Here is a 20,780-nt window from a genome sequence, read left to right as displayed (position 1 = left end):
GTCACGAGATCCCCAGGAAGTTCTTGATGTTGGTGCTGACGATCTTCACCGCGTTCTCCGGTCCGACCGCGTCGACGACCGTCTTCAGCGACTTCTCCGAGTATCCGAAGGTGGATTCGTTGTGCGGGTAGTCCGACGACCACATCACGTTGTCGACGCCGATCTTGTCGATGAGCTCCAGGCCGAGGGGGTCGACCATGAACGACGCGCACATGTGGTTGTCCCAGTAGTGCCGGACCGGATGCTCGAGCTGGTGGTTGAACATGTGCCGGTACGACGCGAGCATGTGCTCGGCATCCTGCAAAGCCGTTGGTACCCAAGCGATACCGCCCTCGAACCAACCGATCTTCAGTGACGGGTGACGGTCGAGGATGCCGGAGAACACGTACTTGGCGAACTGTTCGCGGAACGAGTCGACGTTGACCATCATGCCGACCACGACGCTGTTGTTCTGGCACGGCGTCTTGGGCGGTGTCTCACCGATGTGGTGACTGACCGGCACGCCTGCGGCCTCGATCTCGTCCCACACCGCGTCCATGTCGGTGCTGCCGTAGTCGTAGATGTTGCCGTCGTCGTCCTTGCCGGGATTGAGCGGCAGCAGAAATGTCCGCAGCCCGAGCGCTTTCAGCTCCTCCAGCGTGCTCCTAGTGCCCTTCGGATCCCACCAGTTGATCAGTCCGACGCCGTAGAAGTGGCCCTTGCTGCGTTCCTGCAGATCGGCGACGTGCTCGTTGTAGATCCGGAAAACCCGCTCGCGCAGCGCCTTGTCGGGGTAGTGGAACAGGGCCAGCACCGCGTTCGGGAAGGCGAGTTCCTTGTCGATGCCGTCCTCTTTGAGCTCGCGGACCCGGGCCTCGATGTTGTTCGACGCCGCGCCCGCCAGGTCGTCGTACTGCATCAGCACGCGGCCGAAGTCACCACCGGTCCAGGCCTTGCCCTTCATGCCGACCATATAGGCGCCGTCCTCGTACCAGATGCGCGGCGCGGCGCCCTTGAGCTCCTCGGGGAAGCGGTCGTAGAAGATGTCGTCGGCCACCGAGATGTGATTGTCGGCGGAGAAGATCTCGGTGCCGGTGGGTAATCCGAAATCGCCTGTGGCGTGGCCCTTGCGGTGCTTGGGTGCGCCGAACCCCTCGGGGGGATACAGGGTTGCGGTACTTGGTGCTGACATCGTTGACACTCCAATCGGGCTGGGGAATGGACCTGACTACCAGGTCACCGGAAGTTCGTAGACGCCGTAGGCGAGCCGGTCGTGCTTGAACGGCACATCCTCGAGCGGCACGGCCAGTTGCAGCGTCGGGATGCGCCGCAACAGGGTGTGGAACACGATCTGCAGTTCGGCGCGGGCGAGCTGCTGCCCGACGCATTGATGCCTGCCGTAACCGAAGCCGAGCTGCTGGCCCGCGTCGCGACCGAGGTCGAGTTTGTCGGGTTCGGGATAGGCGCTCGCGTCCCAGTTCGCCGGGGCCAGGTCGAGGATGATGCCCTCGCCCGCGCGGATGGTCTCACCGGCGATCTCGATGTCCTCGATCGCGACGCGCCGCTGGCCGTTCTGGATGATCGACAGGTAGCGCATCAACTCCTCGACCGCGTTCGCGATGAACTTCGGGTCGTCCGAATCCCGCAGGAGCGCCGCCTGTTCGGGGTTCTCGAGCAGCGCCAACACACCGATTCCGATCATGTTGGCGGTGGTTTCGTGGCCGGCGATGAGCAGGCCGGTGCCGAGCTGCGCGGCCTCCTTGACGCTGATCTCGCCGGCGTTCACTCGCTCGGCCAGGTCGGAGACGGCGTCCTCCGATGGGTTCTCCATCTTCGCCTTGACCAGGTCGCTGAGGTACTTCGCCAGGCCCATCGCACCCTTCTGGCCGTCCTCGGCGGAGGCGTAGCGGGCCAGGCCGACGTTGGCGTGGTGCTGGAAGAATTCGTGGTCTTCATAAGGCACGCCGAGCATCTCGCTGATGACCCGCGTGGGCACCGGCAGTGCGAGCTTCGCGACGATGTCGGCCGGTTGCGGGCCGGCGAGGATGTTGTCGATGCACTCGTCGGTGACCGCTTGGATGGCGGACCGCAACCCTTCCACCCGTTTGAAGGTGAACGGCTTGGACAGCATCCGGCGGAATCGGGTGTGCTCCTCGGCGTCGGAGGTGAACACCGAGCGCGGGCGCTTGTACACCGTGGAGAGCATGTGCTCGTTCCAGTGCGGGAACCCGTCGCGGCGGTCGTCGACACTGACCCTGGAGTCGGCGAACAGTTCGCGGGCCACCGCGTGGCCGGTGATCAGCCACGGGGTGCTGCCGTCCCAGATCCGTACCCGCGACAGCGGTTTGACCTCACCCATCTTGAGCATCTGCGGCGGTGGGGCGAACGGGCAGCGCGTGTCGCGTTCCATCGGGTATTCGGGGATATCCGCGGACACGTCGGGTGTTCCGGTCAAGGTTTCGGACATGCAGTCTTTCTCATTCCTCGATGTGGATGGCGAGTGCGGGGCAGGCTGCGGCGGCCTTGCGGGCGTCGTCGGCCTGGTTGTCCGCCGGACTGTCGTTGAGCAGCACCACGACACCGTCGTCGTCGCGCTGGTCGAAGATGTCGGATGCGTTGAGCACGCACTGCCCGGACGACACGCACTTGTCTTGGTCGACGGTAAGTTTCATGGTGCCGGGTGCTCCGTGATCGGCGCCTGCCACAGCCCGACGATCGCGTCGATGAGCCCGGATGCCGCGGAATCCCATGTGGTGCGCGGCATGTCGGCACCCTCTGCGAAGGCGCGCTCGAAGTCGGCGCAGGTGTGCATCATCAGGTTGCGGGCCATGATGTTGCGTTCGGTGACCACCGCGGGCGGCAGGTCGGGCAGGCATCGGGTGATGCCCTCGACGACGAGTTGCACCGACGGCGACTCGAGCGCTCCCTTGACCACGATCTTGTGGTACTCCGGATCGGCCAGTGCCTGTGCGGCGAAGCGCGCGTACCAGGTCGGGGTCCCGATCTGGGCCAGGTGTTCGGTGAGCGAGCGCACCAGGCAGGCGACCCAGTCCCGCAGATCCGTCGACTCGCCGATCTCGCCGACCATCCGCGACAGCAGGCGTTCGGTCGAGACGCGGTGCTTCTGCTCGATCGCCCGCACCAGATCCGCCTTCGTGCCGAAGTGGTAGCCCACCGCGGCGTTGTTGCCCTGCCCCGCCGCCTCGCTGACCTGGCGGTTCGACACGGCGTACACACCGTGTTCGGCGAACAATCGCTCGGCGGCGGCCAGGATCGCTTCCCGCGTCGTGCTGGCCCGTTCGGTGCGCACGCTTCTGGCAGTGGTCACCGTCACAGTCAACCGCGCCCGCGTTCTTAAGTCAAGTGACTGATTTAAAGTTGTCACGGCTTCGGTTTGCGAACGATCACCTTGCCTGCGCTGGTCCCGCCGTCGATGGGCAGCACCGTTCCGGTGACGTACCGCGATCGGTCACCGGCGAGGTACAGCGCGGCCTCGGCCACGTCGTCGACCGTGCCCTCGCGCTTCAGGGGTCGGTCGTTGCGCATCTGTTCGCGGATCTTGGCCTCGAACTCCTCGAGACGCTTGAGGTCCTCCCCCGTGGCGGACTTGCGCACGATCGCGGTCCGGATGTTGCCCGGCGCGAGGGCGTTCACACGGATCTCGTAGTGCGCCAGGTCGATCGCCGCCGACTTGGTGAACTGGATGACGGCCGCCTTGGACGCCCGGTATGTCATCACCCCGCCGCCGGCCTGGATGCCACCGATCGAGGTGAGGTTGATGATGGACCCGCCACCGTGTTTCGACATGTGCCGGGCGGCGTCGCGTGTACCGGCCATGACGGCAAGCACATTGATCGCCATCACCTGATGAAAATCGGCCAGGTCGTCGTCGAGGAACTTGGGGAACATCTTGCCCGACACGCCCGCGTTGTTGACCATCACGTGCAGGCCGTCGAACTCCTCGACCGCCGTCGTCACCAACCGGGTCACCTGATCGATCTCGGCCACATCGGTTTCGACGAAGCGGATGGAATCGCCGAGGTCGGCGACGAGTTGGGCGCCGCCCTCGCGGTCGATGTCGCCGACGACAACCTTCGCGCCCTCGGCGCAGAACCTTCGCACCAGACCTTCGCCGAGTCCGGATGCGCCGCCCGTGACGACCGCAACCTTGCCCTCGAGTTCGCCGCTCATGCCGCCCCTTCGTGTAAGTCGGCCAGGAAGCCGAGCAGTAGTTCGTTGACCGCGTCGGGCTGTTCGATCTGCGGGCAGTGCCCGGCAGCGTCGATCACCGCCGACCGGCCGCCGCGGATCTGTCCCGCGATCTCGGCCGCCCACCCAGGGGGCAGCAGTTTGTCACCGCCGCCCTCGACGACCAAGGTGGGCACCGTGATGCGTTCGTAGGCCCGCGTGCTCGACGGCAAAGGCGGGGGCTCCAGGCCAGGCCGCCGAAACCGGGCGGCCGCCAAGGCTTCCCACGCCCCGGGCGCGATGCTCGCCTGGTAGCGACGCTGGACGTATGCATCGTCGGTGGGATAGGACGCGTCATAGAACAGCGCCGTCACGATCCGGCGCATCCCGGCGATCGTCGCGTCGTAGTCGTACAGCGCGGCCGAGTGCTCGTTGCGCTGGATCTCACCGCCCCCGCAGATGGCCACCAGACTGCGCGCGGGCAACACCGGCGACTCGGAGGTGGCGTCGACGAAGAGGTTGACCGCCCCCATCGAATTACCCACGAAATGCGCCGAATCGACGCCGACGACCTCGCAGAACCGGGCGATGTGCCGGATCCGCATACCGCGGCCGTCGTTGAAGTCGATGACCTTCGCCGACTCGCCGAACCCGAGCATGTCGAGCGCGAGCACGCGGTAGCGCGTCGCGAGCGCGGCGATGTTGTGCTCCCACCCGATCTCTGCGCCGGCGCCGAACTCACCGCCGTGCAGCAGGACCACCGGATCGCCATCGCCCGCTTCGAGATAGCCGGTGACGAGGCCGTCGACGAGCACCGATTTGCGTTCGGGATGCGTCACGCGGTCTCCCGGGCAGTCTTGGCGAAGAAGAGCACCTGCGTGGCGAGCATATCGAGCTGATTCTGGGTGGCGTCGTGGACCAATTCCCCTGCTGCGTCCCAGATCTCGTCGGCGGAGTTGATCGCGACCCCGAGCGGGGTCGGCCACGCGCGCAACGCGTGCCCGATGGACCGCAACTGCCCGAGGGTGCCGACCGCGGCCTGCCACCCGTAGGCGCAGCTGATGCATCCCCAGGGTGTGTTGTCCAGATAGACGCGTGGATCCTCGCGCAGGTCCTCGATGTAGTCGAGCGCGTTCTTGACCAACCCGGAGATCGCCCCGTGGTATCCGGGCGAGCCGACGACGACGGCGTCCGCATCGCGCAGCGCGCCGACGAGTTCGAGGGCAGCGGGCGTGCGCTCCAGCGAGTGCGGGGCGTACATCGGTAAGTCCAGATCGGGGCCCGCGAACAGCCTCGTCCGCCCGCCCTGCTGCTCGACCGATGCCAGGCAGTATCGCAGCGCGCGTTCAGTCGACGAGTTCGCTCGCAGGGTGCCGCCGAGTCCGACGACGAACGGCGCACCGCCGGTTGTGGTGCTTGCGGTCATTTCCTTCACCTACTACTTGATTGCGATCGGACTGACGGGAGCGCCCACCGCGCCAACGACTTTCAGCGGCGGGGCGATCAGCTGGAACTCGTAGACGCCGTCGGCGGCGCAGTCGGCCGCCAGCCCGGTGAGGTCCCAGTACTCACCGAACATCAGGCCCATGTCACGCAGGCAGACCATGTGCATGGGCAGAAACGTGCCCTCCACACCGTTGGCCGGATCGGGGTCCTCGACCATCAGATTGTCGGCCGCGACCGCGGCGACGTCGTGGTCGTGCAGCCACCGAGCGCAGGTCCAGTCCAACCCGGATCCCGGCTCGGCGCCGTCGCCCGTCGACAGGAACCGCGTCCACCAGCCGGTGTGCACGACGACGATGTCCCCGGGAGTGATCGTCACCCCCTGGGCCTTGGCGACATCGTCGAGTTCTGCTGGTGTCACCGGAGTTCCGGGTTCGAGGAAGACGTCGGCGCCGCGGTGCCTGACGACGTCGAGCAGCACCCCCCGTGAGGTGATGCCCTTGACGTCGACCTTCTCGATCCCGAGATGAAACGCCCCGAAACTGGTCACCGAATCTGCGGGGAATCCGTTGTAGAGCTTGTCGTCGTAGTAGACGTGCGAGATCGCGTCCCACTGCGTCGCCGCCTGTAGTGGCATCACGATCATGTCGTCGTTGAAGCGGAACGGGTTGTCGACGAAGAACTCGCTGAGCTGATGAGCGACCGAGTTGCGCAGCCACTGGGGCCCGTACTGCACCAGTGTGTTCGCGTCACCGCCGTCGACCGTCATCACATGGGTGGGGTTCGGTCGGAACTGGAACGCCCCCTGCGGGCCGTTGGAGCCGAAGTCACCGCCGAGCGGAATGACGGTCCCCTTCTTGACCAGCGAGGCCGCCTCGGCGACCTTCTCGGGCGTGATGAAGTTCAGCGTGCCCAACTCGTCGTCGTCACCCCAGCGGCCCCAGTTGCGCACCTCGTCGGCGACGCGACGGAACTCCTTCATGCTGGCCATGGATTGCCTTTCACCGTCCCGACTCTCACTTCACCGCCGCCGTACCGATCCCGCGAGGTCCGTCTCCCCCGTCGTGCCGCCGTCCACCCAGATCACCTGTCCGGTGAGGTAACTGGCCGCCCTGCTGTTGAGGAAGGTCAGCACGCTGGCCTGCTCCTCGGGCTCGGCGGCCCGGCCCAACGGCGTCCGGAACGAGTCGAGGAACTCCTGCCCGTACGCGCTGCGCAACTGGTCGAGGATCGGCGTGTCGGTCACTCCGGGTGCGGTGCAGTTGATTCGAATCCCCTTTGCGCCCAATGCGGTCACCTGGGCCATGCCGTAGAGGATGATCGCCTCCTTCGACAATCGGTAACCGCCACCGTCGGCCAGCGCCTCGGGGTGGCTTTCACACCATTGGATTCCCGTCTCGACCGAGTCCGTGTCGACCAGACCGGAGGTGACGGGCGCGTTCTGCCGGTACGCCGACGCCGCCAGCGACGAGACGTTGGCGATCGCGGATCCGGTCGGCATCCGGGGCACCAGCGCCTCGGTGAACCGCCGGGTGCCCAGGAAGTTGATCGTCACCACGCGCAGCGGGTCTTTGATCCCCGACGAGACCCCGGCGACGTTGAACAGCGCGTCGACCGGGCCACCGACCGCGTCGGCGGCCCGGTCGATCGACGCCTGATCCGACAGATCGAGTTCGACGAACTCGCCCATGCTTTCGGCCGGCGGCTTGATGTCGAGTCCGATCACCTCACCGCCGAGGTCGGCGACCTGACGGGCGACATGGGCACCGATGCCCGAGGCGCATCCGGTGACGACCACACGGCGCCCGTCGTAGCGCCACAGTTCCTCAGTTCGGCCCATGGCTCATCTCTGGCCGGCCCCGATCACTTCGCGGTCTTGGCGTCCGCGTCGGGGTTGCGGCTCGTCCACCCTTCTCCTGACTTGAGTTTCGCGGCCGCCGCCTCGATACCCGCGTTCATCTCGTCCATGGCCAGCGACACCTCGTTGGCGGTGTAGTTCTGGCGGCCGGTGGGCAGCCCGCCGAACGCGTAGCTCTCGTCGAAGACCGGCGCCTGCGACGGTGGCCGGCGCGCTTCGACCTTCTCGATGACCGGTTCGAGTCGCTTGGCCTTCTCCGCCCGCGCCTTCTCGTCGCGTTCGATGAATTCGGGCAGCACCTCCTTGCCCATCAGCTCGATGGACTCCATGGTCTCCTCGTGCCTGCGCGGCGTCAGCAGCAGGATCAGCTCGTCGACACCGCTTTCCTCGTAGCCACGCAGGAACTGACGCACCGTGTCGGGGCTGCCGATGGGACCGCGGTCGGGACCGTAGACGATGCTGGGATCCTTCTCGATCTCCTCGAGGTGGCGCTTCCACACCCCGGTGCGGCCCGGCGTGTGCATGCCCGTCATGTAGTAGTGCATGATCCCGAACGCGAAGAAGCCACCGCCCATGCCGAGCCGTTCGATGGCCTGTTCGTCGGTGGGGGCCACCATCATCGACAGGTCGCCGCCGATGGCCAGGATGTTCGGGTTCATCTGCGGGGTGACCGGCGCCCCGTTCTCTTCGAACTCCTTGTAGTAGCCGTCCACCCGCTCCTTCAGCGGGCCCGGCCCGGTGTAGGCGAAACTCAGTGCGCCGAGCCCCTTCTGGGCGGCCATGGCGACCGATGCGGGCCGGGTGCAGGCCACCCAGACCGGCGGATGCGGCTTCTGCAGCGGTTTGGGCACCACGTTGCGCGGCGGCATCTCGATGTGCTGTCCCTTGAAGCCGCTGAACGGCTCCTCGGTCATGCATCGGATCGACACCTCGAGCGCTTCCTCCCACTGCGCGCGCTTGTCGGCGGGGTCCACACCGAAGCCGCCGAGTTCACCGACCGACGACGACTCGCCCGTGCCGAATTCGACTCGGCCGTTGGAGATCAGGTCGAGGGTCGAGACGCGCTCGGCGACGCGGGCCGGGTGGTTGACGACCGGCGGTAGGTGCATGATGCCGAAGCCCAGGCGGATGTTCTCGGTCCGCTGGCTGGCCGCCGACAGGAAGATCTCGGGGGCGGTGGAGTGGCAGTACTCCTCGAGGAAGTGGTGCTCGGTCAGCCACACCGTCGAGAACCCGGCCTTGTCGGCGAGCTCCACCTCGTCGAGACCGTCCTGGAAAAGCTTGTGCTCGTCGTCTTCGCTCCACGGCCGCGGCAGTGGGAATTCGTAGAACAGCGAGATCTTCATTTCGTTACCTTTCGATGTGTATCGAGTGACGAATCGGTACTAGTGCCGGTCTGAACTCCAGACCCGGACAGCTGCTCGGCGATGTGCTTGGCCGCGACATAGCCGAAGGTCATGGCCGGCCCGATGGTGGCGCCCGCGCCCGCATAGCTGCGGCCCATCACCGCGGCCGACGTGTTGCCGACGGCGTAGAGGCCCCTGATGACCCCGTCGTCGGCACTCAGCACCCTGGCGTACTCGTCGGTGCGCAGACCGCCCGAGGTGCCCAGGTCGCCGAGGATGATCTGGAACGCGTAATACGGCGGTTCGCCCAACGGGTGCAGATTCGGATTCGGCAGCGTCGGATCGCCGTAATAGTTGTCGTAGGCCGAATCTCCCCGGTTGAAATCGTCGTCGTGACCCTTGCGCGCCAGTTCGTTGAAACGCTCGGCGGTCCGGCGCAGGTGGTCCGGCGGCACGCCGATCTTGCCCGCGAGTTCCTCGAAGCTGCTCCCCTCCTGCACGACACCGGATTCCAGCCACGCCCTGGGCACCTTCCAGCCGGTCGGCACGGGCGCGAACGGGATCTTCGGGATCGGCAGATGCCCGGCGACCACGTACCGGTGGAACGACCGGATGTCGGTGATCAGCCAACACGGTATGTGGGTGACCCCGCTGTTCTGGCCTTCGATCATCGCGTGCGCGAAGTCCATATAGGGGGCGGCCTCGTTGATGAACCGCTTACCTTCGCCGTTCACCACGAACTGTGACGGCATCATGCGTTCGTTGAGCATGAACTGCAGCCGTCCGTCGGGCCAGCAGATCGCGGGGAACCACCAAGCCTCGTCGAGCAGATCGGTCGAACCGCCCACTTTCTCCCCCGCCCGGATGGCGTCACCCATCGATGCGGGATTGCCGAAGCTCCAATCCTTTTCGAGTACCGGAAGGTGCTGGCGGCGCCATTCCATGTCGTGGTCGAAGCCGCCCGCGGCAAGGATGACGCCGTGGCGCGCCCCGATCCGCTGCTGACGGCCGTCACGCTCAACCACCGCACCGACGACGGCGCCGTCGACATCGGTGATCAACTCGGTCATCGGCGAGTCGAGCCACAGCGGGACGTTCTGCGCTTTGAGCGCAAGTCGCATCCTGGCGGCAAGCGACTGGCCGATGGCGGCCATCCGATCGCCGAACACACGCGCGCGAAACATCCGCCAGATCAGTTTGACTAGGACGGCCTTGCCTCGCCAGTTCTGCCGGACCTGGTAGAACAGCCGAAGATCCTTGGGCGCGAACCAGATTCCCTTCGGCGCCAGCGCGAGCGGCTGCAGCAGGTGCTGCTCCTCGTCACCCAGTTTGCGCAGGTCGATGGCGGGCACGTTGATGGTGCTGCCCTGCGCGGACCCGCCCGGCACCTCCGGGTAGTAGTCGGCGTACCCCGGCTTCCACACGAATTCGAACCAGGGGCTGAGCTTTTCGAGGAACTCCATCATCTCGGGCGCGGTGTCGACGTACTGGCGCAACCGCGCGTCGCTGACCAGGCCGCCGGTGATCTGGCGCAGGTACTCTACGACGCCGTCGGGATCCGGGACGTACCCCGCCTTACGCTGCGCCGGCGCGCCCGGCACCCAGATGCCGCCGCCCGACAACGCCGTGGACCCCCCGAAGTATGACGACTTCTCCACGACGAGCGTGTCCAGGCCGAACGCGTCGGCCGCCAACGCCGCGGTCATCCCGCCGCCACCGGAGCCGACGACGAGCACGTCGACGGTGTGGTCGAACTTGTCAGACATCCAAAACCGCCGTCCTGACTGCGAATCCTGCGATCAATTCCGGCACCGCTCGGTAGAACCGCTGCTCGGTTTGGTATGGGCCGTGTGCGGCGAGAGCGGCGAACGCCGCGATCCACGTCCGGACCTCATGGGCGGAGTGGCCGGCTTCCCGCTCGATCCATTCGTTCGACCAGGCGTCGACCTCGGCGAGCCGGTTGTTGTCGATCAACTCGAGGAAGGCGGCGTCCCAGTCCGGGTTCAGCGGCTGCAACGGGCTCTCGCCGTGCGCGAATGCCTGTGCGGCGTCCATCACCGCGACCTGACGCGCCTGCCGCTGCTCGGGCGTCATCGGCGCGCCGTGCACGATCCGCTCCAGTGCCGCCGGCGGCGCCGTGGCCAGCGTGGGCACCGGCGGATCGTGGGACAGCCCACCGGATCCCACGACTAGAACGCGCTTGTCGAGCGTCGCGAGGAAGGCGCCGAGCGCCGCGCCGAGCGCCCGCACCCGCCGCACGGGCCCGAGCGGGGTGGCGACCGAGTTGATGAAGACCGGGATCACCGGCACGGCCGTCGCCTCGCCGAACAGGTTCTGCAGCGGTTGGACCGTGCCGTGGTCGACGTCCATGCTCGCCGAGATCGCGACGTCGATACCGGACTCGAGAACCGCTCGCGCGCAGTCGGTCGCGATGTCTTCGGGCACGTTCAACGGTCCTGCGTGCGAGCCGTAGTCGCCCACGCCCTGGGCGGCGGTGCCGATGCAGAATGGCGGCATCGTCCGATAGAAGAACCCGTTGTAGTGGTCCGGGGAGAAGATGACGACGAGTTCGGGGTCGTACTCGTTGACGAACCGGCGTGCACCGGAGATCGCCGTCTCGATGTCGTCAAGGAGTTCCCGTGACGGTCCCGGAAGGTTCAGTAGCGGGCTGTGCGACATGCAGCACAGGGCCAGTGTGCCCATGAGATCCGGTGCCTCCTCCCTGGGTCAGATAAAGGACGTCGAAGAGCGCTTCGCTGACTTCGGCGGCGCGCTGGGCGATGCAGGCCCCGGCGATGCAGCGATCGGGCCGCAGGAACAGCACCGAGTCGGTGTAGGTGTCGAACCACGACTTGAGCGCACCGGTCTTGTCGCCGACCACCACGACATCGTCATCGTCGTGGCCGGGCCAGCGCAGCTGGGTCATCGGGCGGGCCTCGATGAACTCCGCGCCCAACGCTTTCCAGCGGTTGAACGCGTTCTCACCCAGGATCGCGCGCAGGTTGTTGCTCCAGCACAGCACCGCGAAGCCCGGGCCCAGGACGTCGTCGAGCAGCAGGTTCTGCTCGGTGCGGGTGTCGACGCGGGGTTGGATGAACAGCGTGCCCGTCGGCGACACCGCCCCGGTGGCACCCGCGCCGGGCGCGGAGTGGAACACGGCGCCCTGCTGGTAGCGCGGCATCGGCTTGAAACGCATCTCGAGGATGTAGCGCTTCAGGGACGGCACCACGGACGCGGCATGAATGACCTTGTCTCGCAACGCCGCGACGCGGCGGTTGGTCGGCGAGATGACGCGGCCGACCATCGTGGACAGATCGATCATGGCGCGGGCGTGCTTGCGCCGCTCGACGTCGTAGGTGTCCAACAGGGCATCCTCGGCCTGACCGGTCACCACCGCGGCGAGCTTCCACCCCAGGTTGGCCGCGTCGCGGATCCCGCTGTTGTATCCCTGCCCCTGCCAGACCGGCATCAGGTGGGCGGCGTCACCGGCCAGCAGCATTCGGCCCTTGCGGAACGACCCGGCGATGCGCGAGTGATGGGTGTAGACCCGGTGCCGGATCATGTCGACCTGGTCGGGGTACGGAACCCGTTGCGCCAACATCTTTCTGACAAAGACCGGGTCGTCGGCCTGCGCATCGGTCTCGTGTGGATGGATCAGGAACTCGAAGCGGCGGATGCCGTGGGCGATCGAGATCGACACGTAGGGACGCGCCGGGTCCGCGCCGACCTCGCTGTTGGGGTGACCGAGCGGGTCGTTGGCGACGTCGACGACCAGCCAGCGGGTGGACGATGTGGTTCCGTCGAACGACACTCCCATCAACCGCCGGGTGGCGCTGCGGCCGCCGTCGCATCCGACCACGTATCGGGCCGTCACCGACGGTTTGCCGTCGGCGAAATGCACCGTCACCGCGTCGTCGCTCTGGTCGCAGTTCTCCATCCGGCACCCGAACCGGACCTCCACATGGTCGAATCGGTCCAGGCCGCCGAACAATTCGGCGTCGACCATGGGTTGCACGAAGCCGTTGCGCTTGGGCCAGCCGAACCGGGCGTCGGGCGGCGCCATCTCGGCGAGCAGCCGTCGCTTCGCGTCGAAGAACCGCAGGATCTGATTCGGTACGGTGTGCGGCAGTACCCGGTCGACCAGGCCGATCGACTGGAACGTCCGCAGCGCCTCGTCGTCGAGACCGACACCACGCGGATAGTCGATGAGCGTGTCGCGCTCCTCGACCACCAGCGTCCGAACCCGATGCAGGCCAAGGATGTTGGCAAGCGTCAGGCCCGACGGGCCTGCGCCCACGATGACGACGTCGACGTCGGTCGCCGTCATCGCCGCCCCAGCAGAAAGTCAAGGTGCAGGCGATCGAACGTCTTGGGATCCTCGTACTGGGGCCAGTGACCGCAACCCGGCATCAATTCGAAGCGGGAACCCGGGATCATCGACGCGATGCGCCGTCCCTCGGCGACGTCGGCCGTGGGATCGTCACTGGTCCACACCACCAGCGTCGGCGCGGCGATCGATCCGTATTCCTCGGGCCCGAGCAGGTTGCGGGCCCGGATCTCCGGATCCTGCAGCGCCATGATGTCGCGCATCGCCGCCACGAAGCCGGGCTGGCGGTACACCCGCTGCCTGCTGGCGACGATGTCGTCGTAATCCTTTGTCTTGTCGGCCATCAGCCACTTGATGCGGGCCTGAACCGTCTCCCAGGTCGGGTTCTCGGCGGCGGCCATCGACAGGGTGATGATCCGCTTCATCACCTCGGGATCGGCCTGCGATCCACCCGCGGTGTTGAGCACCAGCCGGTCCAACCGGTCGGGGTGGTCGACGGCGGCACGGGCGGCGACCCAGCCGCCGAGCGACTCGCCGCTGATGTGGGCGCGCTCGGCGCCGACGGCATCGAGGAACGCCAGCAGGTGGTCGACATAGTGGCGGACTTCGAGTGGGTGCCCGGGCTTGTCGGTGTAGCCGTGACCGAGCATGTCGATCGACCAGACCGAGAAGTGTTCGGCATGCGCTTCGAGGTTGCGCACGTATGCCTCCGCATGCCCGCCGGACCCGTGAAGGAAGACGAGCACCGGCTTGTCGGTGTCACCGGCGTGCAGATACCGGGTGCGGATACCGCCAGCGTCGAGATAGCCCTGCGAGAACGCGACGCCCTGCAGATCGCTCCAGACGGACTCGAATTCGGCCGAGGCGGAACGCCCGTCGGCCGCCGTGGACGCCACCAGCGAATCCGGCTCAGACACGCTCACCCTCTCTTGACCGCGAGAATTGAATTCTCGTATTTTGTAAGCACTTTGCTCATTTATCGCACATCCATGTGCACTATAGTCAGAGCATCACTCTCGTGGCAGCTAGATGTCAAGGGAAGTCGAGGAAGGGACGCCATGCCTTCGGAGGGCGGAGCCCGACACCGAGTCGAGCAGGGCCGGACCCGGCAGGGGACGGAGCCGACCAGCGCCGTGCCCAACGGGGCGCCCGGCTCGCAGACGCTGGCCAGAGGCTTGGCCGCGTTGCAGCTGGTGGCCAGCTCTCGCACCGGCCTGACCGCGCAGCAGGTCGCCGACGACATCGGTGTCCACCGGACCATCGCGTATCGGATGCTCTCGACGCTGTCTCAGTTTCGGTTGGTGCTCAAGGGTGAGGACGGCCGTTACCGGTCGGCGGCGGCCCTGGCGGTGCTCGGGGCGTCGTTCGACAACAACGTGCGCCAGCTGAGCATCCCGACGCTGCGCGGGCTCGCGGACGAACTCGCGAGCACGGTGTCGCTACTCGTCGCCGAGGGCGATCAGCAGGTCGCGATCGCCGTTATCGTGCCGACGAACGTCTTCTACCAACTGTCGTTTCACGAGGGCAGCCGTTATCCGCTGGACCGCGGCGCCGCCGGGATCGCGCTGCTGTCGAGCATGCCGCCGCGCCCCGGTGAGCGTGACCTGGTTCCGGTCACCCGGGAGCAGGGCTGGGTGATCACGCACGGTGAGATCGAGCCGAACACCTACGGGCTCGCGGTCCCGGTGCGCAGGCGGCCGCCGGCGCCGCCGACGTGTATCAACCTCATCTCGCATCGTGAAGATGTCCTGATGCGCGGAAAAGACGCGGTCGTCCGGGCGGCCAACGAGCTGTCCGCGATCCTCAGCTAGATATCAGTCCAGCCGGAAGGAGCAGCACGTGACCGATTGGGATCATGACGTCGACGTGGTCGTACTCGGCAGCGGCGGAGCCGGTCTGACCTCGGCGCTGGCCGCCGCCGCCAACGGCGCGTCGGTGGAGGTCTACGAGAAGGCCGCCACCGTCGGAGGAACGACGGCGGTGTCGGGCGGGATCATCTGGATTCCGGCGCACAATCGGGCCGCCGAGGGTGAGTTGACCGTCGAGGACGCGATGGCCTACCTGCGGGCACAGTCGCTGGGCTACATGGACGACGACCTCGTCGAGACATTCGTGCGCACCGGCCCGGAAATGCTCGATTTCGTTGAGGCACACAGTGATCTACGGTTCGAGGTCGCCGAGGGGTTCCCGGACTACAAACCCGAGCTTCCCGGCGGACGCCCGGCGGGCGGGCGGTCTCTCAACGCCAAACCGTTCGATCTGGGCCGCCTCGGTGAGTGGCGTGACCGCATCACCTCGTTTCCGGCCGATTTCAGCAACGTCGGCATCGACGCCGAGACCCGCGCGCGCATCCACGCGTCGGTCGACGACGAATCCGGTGATTACTGTGTGGCGGGCACGGCCCTGGTCGCCGGACTACTCAAGGGCCTGCTCGACCTCGGCGTGGTGCCGCACACCAACGCACGGGCGGTCGAACTGCTCGCCGATCCGCTCGGCATCACCGGTGTGCGAATCTCGCAGGACGGCAACGACTTGCGCGTGCGCGCCAGTCGCGGTGTCATCCTGAGCACCGGCGGGTTCGAGTGGGACCGCAAGCTGGTCGAGGCGTATCTGCGGGGTCCGATGCGAGGACCGGTGTCACCGCCCAACAACACCGGCGACGGCCTGCGGATGGCGATGGCGCACGGCGCCGATCTGGCCAACATGGGCGAGGCATGGTGGGTGCCGATCGTCCAACTTCCCGGCGACACCTTCGGAGGGCAACCGCGCAGCCGCAGCGTGCGTTTGGAACGGACACGACCGCGCAGCATCATCGTCAACCGGGCGGGTAAGCGATTCCTCAACGAGGCCGGCGAGTACAACTCGATGGCGGGCCCGTTCCACTATCTGGACCCGAAGCTCGGGTACGCCAACGATCCGGCGTGGATCGTCTTCGACTCGCTTCACCTGAAGAAGTACGGGTTCCTTGGCATCGACCCGGACGGCCCTGCCCCGGATTGGTTTTCGCCGTCGAAGGATCTGGAGGAGCTCGGCGAGAAGACCGGCATCGATCCCGACGGGCTGGCGCGCACGCTGCGAGCGTGGAACGACAGCGTGGCCGACGACGTCGACCCCGACTTCGGTCGCGGCTCGAGCGCGTACGACGGCTACTGGGGTGACGACAAGGCGCCGACGCCCGCCCGTCGCACCCTCGGGCCGATCGATACGCCGCCGTACTACGCCGTGCCGGTGTCGATCGGGGCGATGGGCACGAAAGGCGGGCCCCGCACCGACGCCGATGGTCGGGTGCTGCACGTCAGCGGGTCGGCGATACCTGGCCTGTTCGCCGCGGGCAACGCCATGGCGGGCGCGACCGGTAAGGCGTACGGCGGCGCCGGTGGAACGATCGGCCCGGCCATGGTGTTCGGCTACCGCGCGGGTCTCGCGGTCTCCGCGCGCGTGTAACCCCCTCCCTTTCCCTCGCGAGCAGACGCGAAACTGCCTATTTCACGCGGCAATTGGGCAGCTTTGCGTCTGCTCGCGAAAGAGTCAGGCGACCGCCATACCGATGAAGTAGCTGCTCAACAGGCAGGTCGCGACGAGAACCACCCAGCCGTCGGTGAGGCGGCACAGCCAGGCCGGGGCGTGGCGCACCTCCATGAACTCCCGGAAGATGATGCGCACCTTGATCAGAGCGATGGCGATCGCGCTGACGGTGACCACGGTGCTGGCCTTCAGCGTGCCGTTCTGGTCGACCGCTTCGTCCATCCAGACGTAGGCCAACGTCAACAGAGTCAGCACCGCCCAGGCGATCACGAGCCTCTTGTTCGACGCGTTGGTCACCGCTCACCTCACCACGTAGAGCATCGCGAAAATCAGCACCCACAGGAAATCCACTGTGTGCCAGTATGTTGCACCGGTTTCCACGAGTTCCTGCGAGCGTCGCGCCGGGCTGCGCAACTGGTAGACGACCACGCCCAACACGATGAAGCCGATGAGCACGTGAATGCAGTGCAGCGACGTGAGGAAGAAGTAGTGCTGGAAGAACTCGTCGCTGGTGAACGTGTTCCCCATCCGGATCTCCGAGATCCACTCGCACACCTTCGAGATGACGAACGTCGCGCCGAGACCGACGGTCGCACAGGCGAACCTCATCGCCGAGCGGTAGGAGCCCTCGCGTGCGGCGCGAACACAACGGGCGATCGCCCACGAACTGGTCAACAGGACAATGGTGTTGAACACTCCGATCCGCAGATCGAGATCCGCTTGGGACTCCAGGAAAAGATCCGCGTTCTGCGTGCGCAGCGCCAGGTAGACGGAGAAGTAGCCGGTGAAAAGCATGGCCTCGAACAGCACGAACAACCACATGTCCGGCTGACCGGGCACCCGCCGCTGTGGCTTGTCGTCGAGCCGATTCGACTCGCCGGCGACCAGATCGGTCATCGAACCGCCTCCACGGTTTGCGGTGGTTCGGTGACACCTTTCGACGGCAGGTCGGGCAGCGGCCCCGTCCCGAAGTCCTCTCGTTCGATCATCTTTCGCAGCAACATGATGAACGCCGCGGTGTAGAGGATGAACACGACCATGTTGATCCACCACGCGATCGCACCGTTCCAGGCGAAGGCACCGCGCTGGAAGATCCAGGCCGGCGCGACGACGACTTCGGTCAGCGCGTTGCACAGCCCCAGATATGCGAACCACTTCGGGAACACGTTGTTCTTGTCCAGCAGGATCGCGACCAGCCAGACCACCGAACCGACCAGGAAGACCCCCATCGTTCCGCTGAACGACAGGAATGCGAAGTCATACATCCACACGATCAGTTCGGGGTCGCGGTCCGGCCGCAACGCACCGACGGTCATCGCGATGGCCATCACCAGCATGCCGGGCAGGGCGGCGAGCGAATACATGATCAGGTACGAGTAGGCGAACACGCGGCTCACCGACATTCGCCACATCGAGTATGCGAGAAGGGCATTCATCGGCGCACACATGCCCGAGATCAGGAACACGACGCCGAACCCCGTGAGCAGACCGAGATGACGATCGGCGAACCACTGCACCACCAACGGTGTGTCCCAGTCGGGACTCGGTGGCGGCTGCACCCGGGTGACGAGGAAGAACAGCACGCCGTACAGCTGATAGAAGATCACCATCACCCACCACGCGAACCACAACTCACGCTTGGGGTGGTAGCGGCAGTTCCAGACCAGGCGGGCTAGCCGCGACTCGCCGGGCGGCTCGGGCGGTGCCATCGGTTCGGTGCTCGAGCTCATGCGGCGACCGCGACCTCTGACCGTTGGCGGCGGATGTTGTGAGCCAGAACGATTCCCATCACCGCGATCCAGACCGCGATCGCGATGTTCTTGACCCAGAAGGACAGCACGCCGTCCCACGCGAACGGGCCCTCGAACGTCACCGCGCCGAAGGCCGCCGGCATCAGTGCGACGGCGATGAGCAGGTTGAAGTGCGCCACCCACCGCCGGAAAACGGGCTGATCCCGACGATCCCAGTAGATCGCGAGTGCCAATATCAGGCACTGCGCGATGAGATAGGGCACCAGCACTGTGAAGGTGACCCAGGCGAGGTCGTTGAGCAGTTGTGTGAGCTCGGGGGAACGCTCGGGCCGGAAGGAGCCCAGCAACCAGAACATGTTGGCGATCAGGAACAGCGTCGGCGGCCCGCCGGCGCACGCGATCAGGCAGTAGGACAGGATCGGCGTCCGGTGTGCCATCTTGCGGACCTGCATCGCAATCAGGACGACAGTCGGGATCAGCCCGACGCCGAACCAGTTGAACAGGATCATGCTGTACCGGATTCGGGCCGTCTCGTCGCGGTAGAAACCCGCGACCTCCTCGGCGGACATCGTCGGCGACATCGGGTGCAGGAAACCGGGAAAAAGGAAGAAGGCCGAGGCCCAGATGATCACCATCGCGGGCAACGCCCACAGCATGATCAACTCGCCATCAGTTCGTCTCATCGTCCGTCCCAACGCTAGTTGCCGATCGGCTACTCGGACGGTAGCCGATCGGCAACTAAGCGGTCAATGGTCGGCTACCCTCGTCGATGTGGCCACGGCAGAGCAGAGATTCAGCGCGATCACGCGCACCGCGGCCCAGACGCGCGTGCTCGACGCCGCTTTGGAGCTGATTTCCGAACACGGCGTCAGTGGGACGTCGCTGCAGATGATCGCCGACGCGATGGGTGTGACGAAGGCGGCGGTGTACCGCCAGTTCAAGACCAAGGAAGAGATCGTCATCGCGATCACCGAGCGGGAGATGAGCAAGCTCGAGGATGCTCTGGAAGCCGCCGAGGCTCAAGGACATCCGCTGCGGGCGCGCGAGGTGCTCCTCGACCGGATGATCGAGCAGGCGATCGATCGTCGCGGCGCGTTCAGCGTGCCCCTCTTCGATCCGGTCATCATCCGGTTGCAGGCCGAGTACGAACCATTTCAACGGTTCATCGAACGCCTTTATGCCGCGCTGCTCGGCACCGAGGCAGGTGTCGAGGCGCGATTGCACGCGGCGATGCTGTCGAGCGCGATCAGCGTCGCGGTCATGCACCCGCTACTGGCCGACATCGACGGCGAAACGCTGCGCGTCCAGCTCGAGCAGATGACGCGCCGCATGCTGGACCTGCCCGCTCAAGGCTCGTCGCGCGCGACGAAAAGGCGCTCGGCGGCGGTGTAGGGGTCGTCGTCGCCGTCGGCGACGGCCGCCGCCAACCGGTCCAGCTCGGGATGAGTACGCAGCAGCGTCTGCGCCAACGACAAGATCTGCGCCCTGGCCCGCGCGGCGCGTCGTTCTGGACTGTCGGAGCGGTGGTGCGCCTCGATGGCATCGACGAGTTCGGCGAGGCCCTCACCCTGTGCCGCAACGAGTTTCAGGACCGGGGCCATCGTCTCGGCGCGTAGGTCGCGCACGGTCTGATCGGCACCCTCGCGGTCGGCCTTGTTCACCACGACGATGTCGGCCACTTCCAACAGGCCGGCCTTGGCCGCTTGTACGGCGTCACCGGCGCCGGGATTCAGGATGACGACGGTGGGATCGGCGACGGCCGCGATCTCGATTTCGGATTGCCCGACGCCGACGGTCTCCAGCACCACCAACCCGTAGGACAGCGCCGCGAGCACTCGGATCGCCGCCGGTACCGCTGCGGCCAGCCCGCCGAGATGTCCGCGCGCCGCGACGGATCGGATGAGCACGTCGGGATCGTTGATGTGGGCGGCCATTCGGATCCGGTCGCCGAGCAGCGCTCCCCCGCTGTACGGCGACGACGGGTCGACCGCCAGCACCGCGACACGTTCGCCGCGTTCCCGATATGCGCCCACGAGCGCACCGACCGTCGTCGACTTCCCCGCTCCCGGCGGACCCGTCACGCCTACGACCCGCGGCAGGTCGACAGGTCCGAGCGCTTCGAGAAGCTCGCTGCGCCGGGGGCTTTCGACAACGCTGAGCAACCGGCCGGTCGCGCGGGCCGATCCGTTACGCGCCGCCTCGATGAGCTCGGCGATGCGGTCTGAGCTGGTCATCGATTGGCAGTCTACGGAGCCGGCACCTCGATGACCGTGGCCGATCCCATCCCGCCGCCGCGCACATCGGCGCCGACATGGACCAGGTGGTGATCGCCGGCGGCGTGAACTCCGCGTCCACCACACCGC

The 20,780-nt window shown here is 66.4% G+C and carries 22 protein-coding genes; 3 read left to right on the top strand and 19 right to left on the bottom strand.

The features are described 5' to 3' along the window. Position 1: 1 nt before the first annotated feature. Genes A5752_RS16040 through A5752_RS15975 form a run of 14 tightly spaced genes read right to left on the bottom strand, consistent with a single transcriptional unit; the run spans position 2 to position 14,058 of the window. Complete coding sequence (locus tag A5752_RS16040; RefSeq protein WP_067087491.1) at positions 2 to 1,171, bottom strand: amidohydrolase family protein; 1,170 nt, start codon at positions 1,169 to 1,171, stop codon at positions 2 to 4. 36 nt (positions 1,172 to 1,207) lie between these two features. Further along, positions 1,208 to 2,446: a cytochrome P450 gene (locus A5752_RS16035; protein WP_067087488.1), complete on the bottom strand. Its 1,239-nt coding sequence runs from the start codon at positions 2,444 to 2,446 to the stop codon at positions 1,208 to 1,210. A 10-nt stretch (positions 2,447 to 2,456) separates the two neighbouring features. Further along, a complete protein-coding gene (locus tag A5752_RS16030) occupies positions 2,457 to 2,651 on the bottom strand; it encodes a ferredoxin (RefSeq protein ID WP_067087507.1) in 195 nt (64 codons plus the stop codon). Then, positions 2,648 to 3,313, bottom strand: coding sequence for a TetR/AcrR family transcriptional regulator (locus A5752_RS16025; RefSeq protein WP_502686740.1), 666 nt, complete (start codon positions 3,311 to 3,313; stop codon positions 2,648 to 2,650). Before A5752_RS16025 ends, A5752_RS16030 begins: the two co-directional genes overlap by 4 nt. A 47-nt stretch (positions 3,314 to 3,360) precedes the next feature. Beyond that, complete coding sequence (locus A5752_RS16020) at positions 3,361 to 4,170, bottom strand: SDR family NAD(P)-dependent oxidoreductase (RefSeq protein ID WP_067087484.1); 810 nt, start codon at positions 4,168 to 4,170, stop codon at positions 3,361 to 3,363. Further along, positions 4,167 to 5,006 (bottom strand): alpha/beta fold hydrolase, encoded by an 840-nt coding sequence (locus A5752_RS16015; protein ID WP_067087481.1) that lies wholly within the window; start codon positions 5,004 to 5,006, stop codon positions 4,167 to 4,169. Before A5752_RS16015 ends, A5752_RS16020 begins: the two co-directional genes overlap by 4 nt. Then, the gene (locus tag A5752_RS16010) at positions 5,003 to 5,593 is read right to left on the bottom strand and encodes an NADPH-dependent FMN reductase (protein WP_067087479.1); all 591 of its coding nucleotides are present in this window, start codon (positions 5,591 to 5,593) and stop codon (positions 5,003 to 5,005) included. Before A5752_RS16010 ends, A5752_RS16015 begins: the two co-directional genes overlap by 4 nt. 12 nt (positions 5,594 to 5,605) lie before the next feature. Continuing rightward, the gene (locus tag A5752_RS16005; protein ID WP_067087476.1) at positions 5,606 to 6,601 is read right to left on the bottom strand and encodes a cyclase family protein; all 996 of its coding nucleotides are present in this window, start codon (positions 6,599 to 6,601) and stop codon (positions 5,606 to 5,608) included. 30 nt (positions 6,602 to 6,631) lie between these two features. Continuing rightward, a complete protein-coding gene (locus A5752_RS16000) occupies positions 6,632 to 7,450 on the bottom strand; it encodes a coniferyl-alcohol dehydrogenase (protein ID WP_067087474.1) in 819 nt (272 codons plus the stop codon). A gap of 23 nt (positions 7,451 to 7,473) precedes the next feature. Then, positions 7,474 to 8,814, bottom strand: a complete 1,341-nt coding sequence (locus A5752_RS15995; protein WP_067087471.1) for an LLM class flavin-dependent oxidoreductase — start codon at positions 8,812 to 8,814, stop codon at positions 7,474 to 7,476. Further along, positions 8,811 to 10,580, bottom strand: a complete 1,770-nt coding sequence (locus tag A5752_RS15990; protein WP_067087468.1) for an FAD-binding protein — start codon at positions 10,578 to 10,580, stop codon at positions 8,811 to 8,813. The genes A5752_RS15995 and A5752_RS15990 overlap by 4 nt, the downstream gene beginning before the upstream one ends. Continuing rightward, complete coding sequence (locus A5752_RS15985) at positions 10,573 to 11,493, bottom strand: 3-carboxyethylcatechol 2,3-dioxygenase (protein ID WP_067087505.1); 921 nt, start codon at positions 11,491 to 11,493, stop codon at positions 10,573 to 10,575. The genes A5752_RS15990 and A5752_RS15985 overlap by 8 nt, the downstream gene beginning before the upstream one ends. Beyond that, a complete protein-coding gene (locus tag A5752_RS15980; protein ID WP_067087465.1) occupies positions 11,441 to 13,141 on the bottom strand; it encodes a bifunctional 3-(3-hydroxy-phenyl)propionate/3-hydroxycinnamic acid hydroxylase in 1,701 nt (566 codons plus the stop codon). Before A5752_RS15980 ends, A5752_RS15985 begins: the two co-directional genes overlap by 53 nt. Next, entirely contained in the window at positions 13,138 to 14,058 is a 921-nt protein-coding gene (locus tag A5752_RS15975; RefSeq protein WP_231983431.1) for an alpha/beta fold hydrolase, read from the bottom strand. The genes A5752_RS15980 and A5752_RS15975 overlap by 4 nt, the downstream gene beginning before the upstream one ends. 141 nt (positions 14,059 to 14,199) lie before the next feature. Here A5752_RS15975 and A5752_RS15970 point away from each other — a divergent pair, with 141 nt between their 5' ends. Both A5752_RS15970 and A5752_RS15965 read left to right on the top strand, forming a co-directional pair. Further along, entirely contained in the window at positions 14,200 to 14,952 is a 753-nt protein-coding gene (locus tag A5752_RS15970; protein ID WP_082963918.1) for an IclR family transcriptional regulator, read from the top strand. A gap of 28 nt (positions 14,953 to 14,980) precedes the next feature. Further along, entirely contained in the window at positions 14,981 to 16,585 is a 1,605-nt protein-coding gene (locus A5752_RS15965; RefSeq protein WP_067087456.1) for an FAD-dependent oxidoreductase, read from the top strand. 84 nt (positions 16,586 to 16,669) lie between these two features. On the opposite strand, the gene A5752_RS15960 is transcribed toward A5752_RS15965, so the two are convergent. The 4 genes from A5752_RS15960 to A5752_RS15945 are packed head-to-tail and all read right to left on the bottom strand — an operon-like array spanning position 16,670 to position 19,100. Further along, positions 16,670 to 16,963: a cytochrome C oxidase subunit IV family protein gene (locus A5752_RS15960; protein ID WP_067087454.1), complete on the bottom strand. Its 294-nt coding sequence runs from the start codon at positions 16,961 to 16,963 to the stop codon at positions 16,670 to 16,672. A gap of 3 nt (positions 16,964 to 16,966) precedes the next feature. After that, complete coding sequence (locus tag A5752_RS15955) at positions 16,967 to 17,563, bottom strand: cytochrome c oxidase subunit 3 (protein ID WP_067087451.1); 597 nt, start codon at positions 17,561 to 17,563, stop codon at positions 16,967 to 16,969. After that, positions 17,560 to 18,375, bottom strand: coding sequence for a hypothetical protein (locus A5752_RS15950; protein ID WP_082963919.1), 816 nt, complete (start codon positions 18,373 to 18,375; stop codon positions 17,560 to 17,562). Before A5752_RS15950 ends, A5752_RS15955 begins: the two co-directional genes overlap by 4 nt. A gap of 17 nt (positions 18,376 to 18,392) precedes the next feature. Continuing rightward, complete coding sequence (locus A5752_RS15945) at positions 18,393 to 19,100, bottom strand: hypothetical protein (RefSeq protein WP_067087446.1); 708 nt, start codon at positions 19,098 to 19,100, stop codon at positions 18,393 to 18,395. An 88-nt stretch (positions 19,101 to 19,188) separates the two neighbouring features. On the opposite strand from A5752_RS15945, the gene A5752_RS15940 reads away from it, so the two are divergent. Further along, entirely contained in the window at positions 19,189 to 19,809 is a 621-nt protein-coding gene (locus tag A5752_RS15940; RefSeq protein ID WP_067087443.1) for a TetR/AcrR family transcriptional regulator, read from the top strand. Here A5752_RS15940 and meaB read toward each other — a convergent pair. Then, the gene (gene meaB, locus A5752_RS15935; RefSeq protein ID WP_067087440.1) at positions 19,764 to 20,651 is read right to left on the bottom strand and encodes a methylmalonyl Co-A mutase-associated GTPase MeaB; all 888 of its coding nucleotides are present in this window, start codon (positions 20,649 to 20,651) and stop codon (positions 19,764 to 19,766) included. The two genes, A5752_RS15940 and meaB, sit on opposite strands and share 46 nt — an antisense overlap. Between the last annotated feature and the right edge of the window lie 129 nt (positions 20,652 to 20,780).

Origin of the sequence: Mycobacterium sp. 852002-51961_SCH5331710 (assembly GCF_001665535.1) — a bacterium.
Classification (GTDB): Bacteria; Actinomycetota; Actinomycetes; order Mycobacteriales; family Mycobacteriaceae; genus Mycobacterium.
Note: the sequence above shows the minus strand (reverse complement) of the source record. Positions and strands in the feature narration are given on the sequence as shown.